The 11,166-nt window shown below is 59.9% G+C and carries 13 protein-coding genes; 8 read left to right on the top strand and 5 right to left on the bottom strand.

Annotated features, from left to right (window positions below):
• The first annotated feature begins 21 nt into the window (after positions 1-21).
• Positions 22-639, top strand: coding sequence for a DUF4136 domain-containing protein (locus OEG81_RS11475; protein ID WP_264129380.1), 618 nt, complete (start codon positions 22-24; stop codon positions 637-639).
• A gap of 107 nt (positions 640-746) precedes the next feature.
• On the opposite strand, the gene OEG81_RS11470 is transcribed toward OEG81_RS11475, so the two are convergent.
• The gene (locus OEG81_RS11470; RefSeq protein ID WP_264129379.1) at positions 747-1,112 is read right to left on the bottom strand and encodes an H-NS histone family protein; all 366 of its coding nucleotides are present in this window, start codon (positions 1,110-1,112) and stop codon (positions 747-749) included.
• A 146-nt stretch (positions 1,113-1,258) separates the two neighbouring features.
• On the opposite strand from OEG81_RS11470, the gene OEG81_RS11465 reads away from it, so the two are divergent.
• The 7 genes from OEG81_RS11465 (at position 1,259) to thpD (ending at position 8,057) form a co-directional block, all read left to right on the top strand.
• Entirely contained in the window at positions 1,259-2,077 is an 819-nt protein-coding gene (locus tag OEG81_RS11465) for a carbon-nitrogen hydrolase family protein (protein ID WP_264129378.1), read from the top strand.
• Between the two features lie 22 nt (positions 2,078-2,099).
• The gene (tldD, locus tag OEG81_RS11460; protein ID WP_264129377.1) at positions 2,100-3,557 is read left to right on the top strand and encodes a metalloprotease TldD; all 1,458 of its coding nucleotides are present in this window, start codon (positions 2,100-2,102) and stop codon (positions 3,555-3,557) included.
• A 647-nt stretch (positions 3,558-4,204) separates the two neighbouring features.
• Complete coding sequence (locus OEG81_RS11455) at positions 4,205-4,747, top strand: MarR family winged helix-turn-helix transcriptional regulator (protein ID WP_264129376.1); 543 nt, start codon at positions 4,205-4,207, stop codon at positions 4,745-4,747.
• Complete coding sequence (ectA, locus tag OEG81_RS11450) at positions 4,744-5,307, top strand: diaminobutyrate acetyltransferase (protein WP_412034061.1); 564 nt, start codon at positions 4,744-4,746, stop codon at positions 5,305-5,307. The genes OEG81_RS11455 and ectA overlap by 4 nt, the downstream gene beginning before the upstream one ends.
• 113 nt (positions 5,308-5,420) lie before the next feature.
• Entirely contained in the window at positions 5,421-6,728 is a 1,308-nt protein-coding gene (gene ectB / locus OEG81_RS11445) for a diaminobutyrate--2-oxoglutarate transaminase (RefSeq protein WP_264132576.1), read from the top strand.
• Positions 6,725-7,120, top strand: a complete 396-nt coding sequence (locus OEG81_RS11440; protein WP_264129374.1) for an ectoine synthase — start codon at positions 6,725-6,727, stop codon at positions 7,118-7,120. The genes ectB and OEG81_RS11440 overlap by 4 nt, the downstream gene beginning before the upstream one ends.
• A 16-nt stretch (positions 7,121-7,136) precedes the next feature.
• A complete protein-coding gene (gene thpD, locus OEG81_RS11435) occupies positions 7,137-8,057 on the top strand; it encodes an ectoine hydroxylase (protein WP_264129373.1) in 921 nt (306 codons plus the stop codon).
• Positions 8,058-8,138: 81 nt separating this feature from the next.
• Here the strand turns inward: thpD and ehuA are convergent, their stop codons facing one another.
• From ehuA to ehuB, 4 genes are read right to left on the bottom strand one after another with little or no spacing between them, the layout of a single operon-like run.
• Positions 8,139-8,918 (bottom strand): ectoine/hydroxyectoine ABC transporter ATP-binding protein EhuA, encoded by a 780-nt coding sequence (gene ehuA / locus OEG81_RS11430; RefSeq protein WP_317135347.1) that lies wholly within the window; start codon positions 8,916-8,918, stop codon positions 8,139-8,141.
• Positions 8,915-9,607, bottom strand: a complete 693-nt coding sequence (gene ehuD, locus OEG81_RS11425; protein ID WP_264129372.1) for an ectoine/hydroxyectoine ABC transporter permease subunit EhuD — start codon at positions 9,605-9,607, stop codon at positions 8,915-8,917. Before ehuD ends, ehuA begins: the two co-directional genes overlap by 4 nt.
• A gap of 1 nt (position 9,608) precedes the next feature.
• Positions 9,609-10,280, bottom strand: coding sequence for an ectoine/hydroxyectoine ABC transporter permease subunit EhuC (gene ehuC / locus OEG81_RS11420; RefSeq protein ID WP_264129371.1), 672 nt, complete (start codon positions 10,278-10,280; stop codon positions 9,609-9,611).
• A 15-nt stretch (positions 10,281-10,295) separates the two neighbouring features.
• The gene (gene ehuB, locus OEG81_RS11415; RefSeq protein WP_264129370.1) at positions 10,296-11,153 is read right to left on the bottom strand and encodes an ectoine/hydroxyectoine ABC transporter substrate-binding protein EhuB; all 858 of its coding nucleotides are present in this window, start codon (positions 11,151-11,153) and stop codon (positions 10,296-10,298) included.
• Positions 11,154-11,166 lie beyond the last annotated feature (13 nt).

Raw genomic sequence — 11,166 nt, 5'->3', positions numbered from 1 at the left:
TCAGGCCGGCTGTCCGGCACAATGTTGCGATTTTGGGCCGTGATGGCCAGCATGGCGCTGCTTGCAGGCTGCGCATCGACGATATCGGCGCGTGTCACCAGCTTCCAGCAATGGCCCGCGGATGCGTCGGGGCAGAGCTATCGTATCGTGCCGGCCGCCACGCAGGTCAATAATCTGGAATTCGACAGTATCGCCGACATGATACGCGCCGCCATCGGGCCCACCGGGCTGGTCGAGGCCGCCTCGGGCGGTTCACCCCGGTTCGATGTGCACATCAGTTACGATAATCCGGTCACGCAGGCCTGGGTGCAGCGCTATAACGATCCCTATTTAAACGATGGCTGGGGCTTCGGCCCCGCTTTCGGGGGATATTACGGCGGTTATAGCGGATGGGGCGGAGGCATCTACATGACGCCCTCCGTATCGAATGTGCCGGTCGACGTGTACAAAAACACATTGACCGTGACCATAAAAGATAATCGGAACCAGGGCGCCGAAGTATATAGGTCGAGCGCGGTAAATGTCAGCGCCGGCGAAAATCTTCTGCAAGTCATGCCTTATCTGGCGCAGGCGGTATTCGACGGCTTTCCGGGCAATAACGGCCAGGTGCGCGAGGTCAGGTACGATCATAGGCGCTAATGAGCCCACGTCCTGACTGAAACGGTCTTTTGATGCCGCGATGCGGCGTCAGCGTTCATACGAAAATGGCGCCGGCTTGCCGGCGCCACAGCTTGTCGGCGTTGCGTTTATTGGTTGATCAGATAAGTGTCGCGGCTTTTTCCTTCAGCCTCGGCGGCGGCGATCCAGCGGGGAGCCTTTCCGCGTCCTGTCCAGGTCTCGCCGGTGTCGGGGTGCCGGTATTTGGCGGGAACCGTGCGTTTGGCGGAGGCGCCCGAAGAGGCCGATGGTTTGCGTACTGACGCGCGGGTGGTTTTTTTGCTATACGCTGCTGTAATATCTTCAGGAGTGATGTCGTATTCGCGCATGGAGCGGATTATCGATGTAATGACGGGGCCTCGGCGCTTGGTCTGCAGATTTTGGGCCTGTTTTTGCAGTTTCAGGATTTCTTTTTCAATTTTTTGTTTAAGAGCGGTGTAAGAATCGCGAGTCATTCGATATTCCTGGTTGAATGTTTACAGACGCTTCCGGGCAAAGTTATTTATGCAAAGCCCGATGAATTCTAACGTATTTTTTATTTAGATAAAAAAGAATCCGCCGGATTTATTAAATATCTTAGCCCCTTGATGATTATCCAATAATGAATGCACTAAAAAATGATTTCCGGGTGGCCGCCATACAAACCGTGTCGTCCACCGAGCTCCAGCGTAATTTGAGCGAGGCGGCCGAACTGATTGCGCGAGCGGCGGGCGAGGGCGCCGAGCTTATCGCGCTTCCAGAGTATTTTTGTTTCATGGGCCGCAAAGACACCGATAAGCTGGCGCTGAAGGAAGCGCCCGGTAAAGGGCCGATCCAGGAGTTCCTGGCCGGCCAGGCCAGTCGGCACGGAGTATGGCTGGTCGGCGGAACTGTGCCGCTCGATAATGAAGAGCCCGACCGCATTTATAATGCCAGTCTGGTTTTTGACCCATCCGGAACGCAACTGGCGCGCTACGACAAGATCCATTTATTCGGATTCAATAAAGGCTCCGAATCCTTCAATGAGTCCGCCACCATACGGCCCGGAGATAATCCGCCCCAGACGTTCATGGCGCCTTGCGGGCGGGTCGGCCTTTCTATTTGTTACGATTTGCGTTTTCCCGAATTTTTCCGGGCCTTGGGCGATATAAGCCTTTTAATATTGCCGGCCGCCTTCACCTATACGACAGGGTCGGCGCACTGGGAAGTCCTGCTGCGCGCCAGAGCCATTGAAAACCAATGCTATGTATTAGCGGCGGCCCAGGGCGGCAAGCACGAAAACGGCCGGCGCACCTGGGGGCATTCTGTTCTAATCGACCCTTGGGGTGAAATCGTGGACTGCCTTGCCGAGGGTCCGGGATACGCCATAGGCAATATGAATCTTGAGCGGCTGGCCGAAGTGCGCGCTTCTTTACCCGCTCTCAAACATCGCACGATGTAAACACATCACGGTTATTACATATATGAAAATTGTTGATCCAGGCATTAATGCATTGGCCACCGCGAAATCGGTTCTGCTGGACCCCTGGGGCCTGGGCGAAGCCGACATGGCGCGAGCCCTGGGCGAGATATTCACGCACAAGGTCGATTATGCCGACCTTTATTTTCAATATACGCGCAGTGAAAGCTGGAGTCTCGAAGAAGGCATCGTGAAGACGGGCAGCTTTTCAATCGAGCAGGGCGTTGGCGTGCGCGCAATAAGCGGAGAAAAAACGGCATTCGCCTATTCCGATACCTTGTCTCCCGATGCCTTGCTGTCGTCGGCGCGCGTGGTGCGCACCATAGGACGCCAGGGCGCCGGCCGGCAGAAGGTGGTCAGCGGCCATCCGCCCAAGGGGCACGATCTGTATCCCGCCATCGATCCGGTCAATACCTTGTCCGCGCCCGACAAAGTGGCCTTGCTGGAGCGCATCGAGGCGATGGCGCGCGCGGCCGATCCGCACATCATCCAGGTCATGGCCGGCCTGGGCGCCGAGTACGACGTGGTTCTGGTGGCGGGCAGCGACGGCCGCCTTGCGGCCGACGTGCGTCCATTGGTGCGTCTGTCGTTGACGGTGATCGCCGAACGCGACGGCCGACGCGAAATGGGGCACGGGGGCGGCGGAGGCCGCAGCGGCCTTGCCTACTTCACCGACGATATCCTGCGCTCCTATGTACAGCGCGCCACGCACGAGGCTCTGACCAACTTGCAGGCACGCCCCGCACCCGCCGGCGAAATGACGGTCGTCCTGGGTTCGGGCTGGCCCGGCATCTTGCTGCACGAAGCCGTCGGGCATGGCCTGGAAGGCGACTTCAATCGCAAGGGCTCCAGCGTTTTCTCGGGCCGCATCGGCGAACGCGTGGCGTCCAAGGGCGTCACGGTCATCGACGACGGCACGATCGCCGACCGCCGGGGCTCGCTGAACATCGACGACGAAGGCAATGCCACGCAGCGCAATGTGCTGATCGAGGACGGCATCCTGAAAGGCTATATGCAGGACTCGATGAACGCGCGCCTGATGAAGATGCCGGTCACCGGCAATGGCCGCCGCGAATCGTATGCCCATCTGCCCATGCCGCGCATGACCAATACCTATATGCTGGCGGGCGAGACGCCTCCGCAGGAAATCATCGCTTCCGTGAAGAAGGGGCTGTATGCGGTGAACTTCGGCGGCGGCCAGGTGGACATCACCAGCGGCAAGTTCGTCTTTTCGACGTCGGAAGCCTACATGATAGAAAACGGCAAGGTGACGTATCCGGTGAAGGGCGCTACGCTGATCGGGAACGGTCCGGATGCGATGAATCGCGTCAGTTTCATCGGCAACGACCTTCAGCTGGATTCGGGGGTCGGCACTTGCGGGAAAGAGGGGCAGAGCGTGCCTGTTGGGGTCGGGATGCCTACGGTTAGGATGGACGGCTTGACGGTGGGCGGCACGGCCTGAACTCTAAGGCTCGCGTGTAGCGGTTAGAGCGGTACTTAGGCAAATAGCTGTTGTTTTTTATGGCTGCAGTTTTTGTCACACCCGGAGGGTGTCCTGCCTGGGCAGTGGAACCGCGTGACCGGTTCGGTGTCCAGTGCGCCGAACACCGCCTGGCCTTGCTCGTCCGCCCCTGTTTGGCAAGCATCTGATGACTCTATCTTTTGGGGTGTTGTTATCGGCTGCGGTGAGTGCCGGGGTTATGGTTTCTATCACGCCCGGAGGTTAGCCTATCCTGGCCGTGGAACCGCGTGACCGGTTCGGCGCGCTGGGCGCCGAACCGGTCACGGGGGCTCGGGGCTCCCACCCGCCACCCCCGACGCGTGTTAAGAACGCAAGCACGCCTATCAAGCATGCCTATCAAGCATGCGTATCAAGAACCGCAGACGTAGAGCATCCGTCAAAACACTCCCACCCTCGACGTCTGTTAACAGCGTAAAAAACCCCTATAAAACATATAGGTAGAATAGATTGGATTAATTCGACACCCGGACAGCATCGCCTGCCCAAGCAGCGCTCCGGACCATTTGACACAATCCACCACGGGGCTTATGATTTCAATAGAAATTAATTTAACTGAACTTTTTTCCACCTGAATCATTACCTTCATCATGACTAACGCCCCTTCAGCGGACCGGCACTACGACTTGCGCATATTGCGCGCCTTGCGGCGCATCACGCGCTCGGTCGCCCTGCATTCCCGGCAGCTTGCCGCGTGCAGCAATATCACCGCTCCGCAGCTCGTCTGCCTGCGTGCGGTCATCGATCGCGGCCCGCTTACGGCCACCGCCATCAGCCGTGAAATTCATGTCAGCGCCAGCACCGTCGTCGGCATTCTCGATCGCCTGGAAGACAAAGGGCTGGTTCGCCGCGAACGCGGCCGCGAAGACCGCCGCATCGTATTCATTACGGCCACCGAAGCCGGCATCAAGCTGGCCGGCGATACGCCGTCGCCCCTGCAGAAGAAGCTGTCCGACGCCCTGAACGCCTTGCCCGAACGAGAGCGGGCCATGATGACCGTATCGCTTGAACGCATTGTCGACCTGATGGAATCGGACGGCGTCGCGCCAACCGAAGCGCCCGGCGAGCCTGCCTCGCCCATACTGGACGTTCCCATAAATGGGGCGCTTCCCGAATCGGGACTGGTGGTGTGACAGATTGCGCGAACCTTACACTCCCTCCTGATATTTCTCATACGAGCGCGGATATCGACATCCGCGCCGCCGAACAAACGTGGATCAGAATACCGCGCAAGACCGATGCGGCAGCCATCCATCGATTGATCTCAGAGTGCCCGCCACTCGACCTCAATTCCGTCTACACCTATCTGCTCCTGTGCGAGCATTTTCCGCGGACCTGCATCGTCGCCGGACGCGGCGGGACGCTGGACGGTTTCATATCCGCCTACCTTCCCCCCCAGCGGCCCGGCACCCTGTTCGTCTGGCAGGTGGCCGTCCATGAGCGCGCCCGGGGGAAAGGGCTGGCACGCCGCTTGCTGAGCGAGCTGCTCCAGCGTCCCGGTCTCGATGCCGTCCAATACATAGAAACCACCGTCGGTCCGGAGAACGCGGCTTCTCGCGGCGTATTCACGGGGCTGGCGCGGCAACTGGACGCGCATGTACATGAAGAACCCTGCTTCCAGCCCGAACTGTTCGGCGCCGAAAGTCATGAAGATGAGCCTTTGTTGCGCATAGGTCCCTTCGGGGCCGCGTAGGTAGCGTCACAGTCAGGCGTTTGCCGGAAGCTTTCAACGGAAGCGTCCGCCGCGGAGCTTTTTCCGATTCCGAGGGCATGGCGTTTCATAACTACGAGAGGAAGAAAAAAATGATGGACTTAAAAATATTTGACCGGATGGAGTCGGAAGTGAGGGGCTACATCCGGTCTTTCCCAGTCGTCTTCAAACAGGCCCGTGGATCTGTGCTGATCGACGAAAATGATCGTGAGTACATCGATTTTTTCAGCGGCGCGGGCACGCTCAATTATGGCCACAACAATCCTGTGCTGAAGCAGAAGCTGATCGAGTACCTGGATACCGATGGGCTGGTGCATGGGCTGGACATGGCGACGAGCGCCAAGAGGTATTTCCTTGAAACCGTGGATGAAGTCCTGCTGAAGCCGCGTTCATGGCAATACACCTTGCAGTTCACGGGACCCACCGGCACCAATGCCGTCGAGGCGGCTTTGAAGATTGCGCGGCAGGTGAAAGGCCGGCAGAACATCATCTCCTTCACCCACGGTTTCCATGGCGTCAGCGGCGGCTCCCTGGCCGTAACGGCCAACTCCAAGTTCCGCAAGGCGGCCGGCGTGGCGCTGGGCAACACCACCTTCATGCCTTTCGATGGCTACCTGGGTCCTGATGTGAACACCATGGCCTACCTTGAGCGCATGCTGGACGACCCCAGCAGCGGCATGGATCATCCCGCCGCCGTGATCGTCGAAACGGTCCAGGGCGAGGGTGGCGTCAATGTGGCGTCCAAGCGCTGGCTGCAGGAGCTCGAACGCCTGTGCCGCCGGCATGACATGCTGCTGATCGTCGACGACATACAGGTTGGTTGCGGCCGGACCGGCAGCTTCTTCAGTTTCGAGGCGGCCGGCATCAAGCCGGACATCATCACCTTGTCCAAATCGCTGTCGGGCTTTGGCCTGCCCATGTCGCTGGTGCTGATGAAGCCCGAGCTGGATATATGGAAGCCGGGTGCCCACAGCGGCACATTCCGGGGCAATAACATGGCCTTCGTCACGGCGGCGCAGGCGCTGGACAGCTATTGGCGCGACGACGAGTTCGCCAAGGCAACTCAACGCAAGGAAAGGCGCGTGCGCGACTGGCTGGAAAATCTGGTGCACAGCTATCCCGGGGCCGGCCTGGGCGTGCGCGGCCGCGGCCTGATCCAGGGCCTGGTCACGCCGGCCGACGACGACGTTGCCGCCCGCGTGGCCCAGAAGGCATTCGAACACGGCGTGGTCATCGAGACCTCCGGCGCGAATGACGAGGTCTTGAAGGTCTTGCCGGCACTGACGATAGAAGACGAATTGCTGCAGCGTGGCCTGGAGGTCATAGAGCGCAGCCTGGGAGAGGTGCTGAGCAGCAAAGGCGCTCGCGCGCATGTCTTGAAATTTGGAGGAAGAGCAGGATGATCGTAAGAAACGTGAAAGACGTGATCGGCACCGAACACGAAGTGAAGACAAGCACCTGGCTCAGCCGCAGGGTGCTGCTGAAGAAGGACGGGATGGGTTTTTCCTTTCATGAAACCGTGATCTTTCCCGGAACCGAAACCCACATCCATTACGTGAACCATCTGGAAGCCGTATGGTGCATCGAGGGCGACGGGGAGATCGAAACCATCGCCGACGGGAAGAAGTACGCCCTGGGGCCTGGCGTGGTGTACGCGCTGGATCAGAACGACGAGCACTGGCTGCGGGGCGGCAAAGAGCCCTTGCGCGTGATCTGCGTGTTCAATCCGCCGCTGACCGGCTTCGAGGTCCATGACGATAAGGGCGTTTATCCCGCCGAGGCGAATGTGGCATAGGCCTCAAGGAGAATAGATGAATACCTTAGCGAATGATTTATATGTTTCCCGCACCGACCGGACTTCGGCCATCATCGCCAGACGGGATCCGGTCGTTTACGAAGAAGGGCGGTATGCAGACGCCCTGACCGGGGAGCAGGTCCAGTCCTATGAGCGCGACGGTTTCCTGATGCTGGAAAACGTGTTCGGCCCCGACGAAGTCCAGGCCTTGCTGGACGAGGTGAAGCGCATGAGCGCGGACCCGTCCATCACCGGCCTGGAAGAGGCGATTACCGAGCCGGGCAGCGAGGCCGTCAGGTCCATCTTCAGGGTGCACGAGCTGAGCGACAAGCTGGCGAGGCTTGCCCGGGACCCGCGCCTGATCCATATTGCTCGGCAGATACTGGGTTCTGAAGTCTATATGCACCAGTCGCGTGCCAACATGAAGCCCGGTTTCAAAGGCAAGGAGTTCTATTGGCACTCCGACTTCGAAACCTGGCATGTCGAAGACGGCATGCCGGGCATGCGGGCTCTTAGCTGCTCTGTCCTTCTTACGGACAATAACGAGTGCAATGGACCGCTGATGCTGGTTCCGGGCTCGCACCGGCAGTTCATCTCGTGCCAGGGCAAGACGCCCGACGATCATTACAAGAGCTCGCTCAAGCAGCAGGAATACGGTGTGCCCGATCCCCTGAGCCTGCAATTGCTGGTGGAGCAGGGCGGCATACGGGCCATGACCGCGACGGCCGGATCGGTGATTTTCTTCGACTGCAACACCATGCACGGCTCCAACGGCAATATATCGCCGTGGCCGCGGGCCAATGTGTTCATGGTATACAACAGCGTGGACAACACGCTGGAGCCGCCCAAATACCAGCTGAAGCCGCGTCCCGAGCACATCGCCGCAAGGCGCAGCTTCGAGCCCCTGGTTCCGCTGGAAGCCGCGGTGGCCGGCTGACCGGGCCAGACCCGCCGCCACGGCGGCGGATAAAAGGAGGGCCGGGTGCGATACCCGGCCCTTTCTGTTGCAAAGGCGGAGTCAGGCTTCCGGGTTGATGAACCCCTTCAGGAACTCGCGCGTACGTTCTTCCCGCGGCTCCGCGAGGACTTGCTCCGGCGGCCCCTGCTCCACGATGCGGCCCTTGTCGAAAAAACACACCCTGTCCGAAATCTGCTTGGCGAACTGCATTTCATGAGTCACCAGCAGCATGGTCAGGTCGTGCTCCTCGGACAGGCGCTGTATGACCGTCAACACTTCGCCCACCAGCTCGGGGTCGAGCGCCGAGGTGGGTTCGTCGAACAGCATGATGTTGGGCCGCATGGCCAGGGCGCGGGCAATGGCCACGCGTTGCTGCTGGCCGCCCGAAAGCTGGCTGGGAAATTTATCGGCCTGGTCCGAAAGGCCGACCAGTTCCAGGTATTTTTCGGCGCGCTCATTGGCCTTGTCCTTGGGCAGTCCCAGCACCTGCACCGGCGCTTCGGTGATGTTGCGCCGCACGGTCATGTGGGGGAACAGGTTGAACTGCTGGAACACCATGCCCATTTCCTTGCGCATTTCGCGCAGATGCTCCTCGCTGGCGGGCACCAGGCGCTCATCCTTGTATTGGTGCCACAGGGGCTTGCCGGCGACATGGATCACTCCTTCCTCTATGGTCTCGAGCGTCATCAGTATGCGCAGCACGGTCGATTTGCCGGACCCGGACGGACCGATGATGGTGACCTTCTCGCCTTTCTGCACTTCGAAGTCCAGCTCGTCCAGGACGGTGACGTCGCCGAAGCGCTTGATCACCTTGTCGAATTTGATAATGGGTTCAGTCATCGCAGGGGAAGTCCTTGCTTGGGCAGGCGCGTGTCCAGATAGCGCACGGCGGCGGAAGCCACCAGCGTCAATATCAGATACAGGCCGCCTACCATGGAGAGGGGGATCAGGTAATTGAAGGTACGATCGCCGATGATCTTGGCGACATTGAGCATCTCCAGAACCGATACGACCGACAGCACCGGAACGTCCTTCATGATGGACACCAGGTAATTGCCCAGTGCGGGAATGATGCGCGGGATGGCCTGCGGCACGATGATGGCATTGAAGGTGCGCAGCGCTGAAAGATCCAGCGCCCGCGCCGCTTCGGTCTGCCCATGCGCGATCGATTCGATCCCGGCCCGGTAGACTTCCGAGGTATAGGCGCTGTATTGCAGGCCCAGGGCCAGCGCGCCCGTCAGGAAGGCCGGCAGCACGATGCCGTACTCCGGCAGGACGTAGTACAGGAAAAAAAGCTGTACCAGCAGTGGCGTGTCGCGGATGAATTCCGTGAACAGCCGGGCCGGCCAGGAGATCAGCCGTATGCGCGATGCCTTCAGCGCGGCCAGCACCAGCCCCAGCACCGCCGCCACGACGAAGCCCAGCGCCGTTGCCTGCAGAGTCACCACCAGGCCTTTCAGCAATATGGGCAGTATGGAGCCCGCGAACAGCCAGTTGCTGGCCGTATTCCACTCTATGCCGAAAAGCATGTCAGGTCCTCCCTGTGCGCCAGCGTCCGACCGACCGTTCCAGCAGCTTCATGATGGCGGTCAGCACCAGCGCCATGCCGAAATACATCAGCAGCAGCAAGGTGTAGACCGTGATGCTGTCCTGCGTGAAGTTGCGTATCTGCTCGGCCCGGAATGCCAGGTCGCCCAGGCTGATCAGCGATACGAGCGCGGTATCTTTCAGATTCTGGACGGCGAGATTGCCGAAGCTGGGCATCATTTCGGGGATGGCCTGGGGCAGGGATATGCGCCACAGCACCTGCCTGGGCGTGAAATCCAGCGCTTTGGCGGCTTCGTGCTGAGAGAGCGGCACGGCCTGGATGGCGCCGCGGACCACCTCGGCCCCATAAGCGCCGATATTCAGGCTAAGGGCCAGCGTGCCGGCAATCACCGGCGGCAGGCGCAGGTCCAGGCCGATGGCTTGCCCGAGTATCGGCAGCGCAAAGTACAGCCAGAACAACTGCACCAGCAGCGAGGTGCCGCGAAAGACTTCGATGAAAACGATGGACACGATCCGCGGCAGCCAATTGTGGGATAGTTTTCCCAGTCCGAAGGCGAAGGCGAAGAATGCTCCAAGTATCGTGGAGTAGACCGTCAGCTGTACGGTGACCCAGGCACCCTGCAGCAGCGGGGTGCTGTAGCTTAACCATTCCATGGGCGACTCAGGGCCTTAGCCGGCGCACAGTTGCTCGGTGGTCTTGCTGAACGACTCTTTCGCATCGGTCTCGCTGAACCCGTAGTGAGTCATGGTTTTTTCCCAGCCGGCCGTTTTCTTGAATTTGGCCAGTTCGGCGTTCACCGCATCACGGAAATCCTGGGAGTCCTGGCTGAAGGTGAATCCGCCCCAGCTACGGGCGGGGACGCCATCGATGACCGGGTCGGTAAAGTTGGCGGCGGCCTCGACCTTCTTGCTTTTGCTGGCCAACTGGCTGACGGTCAGGCTGGTGGCCGCATAGGCGCTGGCACGGCCGGTAGACACCGTGGAAATGGCATCGGCATTGTTCGAGATGGTCACCATGCGTTCGGCAGGGACGCCCAGCGCCTGCATCATCTCGAGCTGGTCGGCGCCCGCCATGATGGCCACTTTTTTATCCGACTTTGAAAAATCCTGGTAGGTATGGACGTTGTCGGGATTGCCCTTGGCGACCAGCAGGCCTTCGCCATAGGAGCTATTGGGCTCCGAAAAGAGCACTTCCTTGCAGCGCTGGGGCAGGATGGCCATCTCGGCCGCCACCATGTCGAAGCGGTTGGCCCGCAGCCCCGGTATCAGCGAGCCGAAGTTGGTGGTGACCCATTCGATTTTCTTGATGCCCAGTTGTTCCATGATGTGCTTGGCCACATCGGGACCCGCGCCCTTGGCCTGGCCGTCCAGATCCATATACCCGTAAGGGATCTCATTGGCGACCGCGATGCGGACATGGCCGCGGTCTTTGATGTCCTGCAGGCTGGCCGCATGGGCCATCGTGGCGGCGCCCGCGGCGAGCAGGGCGGCAAGGGTATAGGCGGCGACTTGATGAGTCTTGTTCATTGCTTGTCCTTTT

The sequence above is a fragment of the Pollutimonas sp. M17 genome, from assembly GCF_025836975.1.
Classification (GTDB): Bacteria; Pseudomonadota; Gammaproteobacteria; order Burkholderiales; family Burkholderiaceae_B.
The sequence above is the reverse complement of the archived record's forward strand: the minus strand, read 5'-3'. Positions and strand labels throughout refer to the sequence as shown.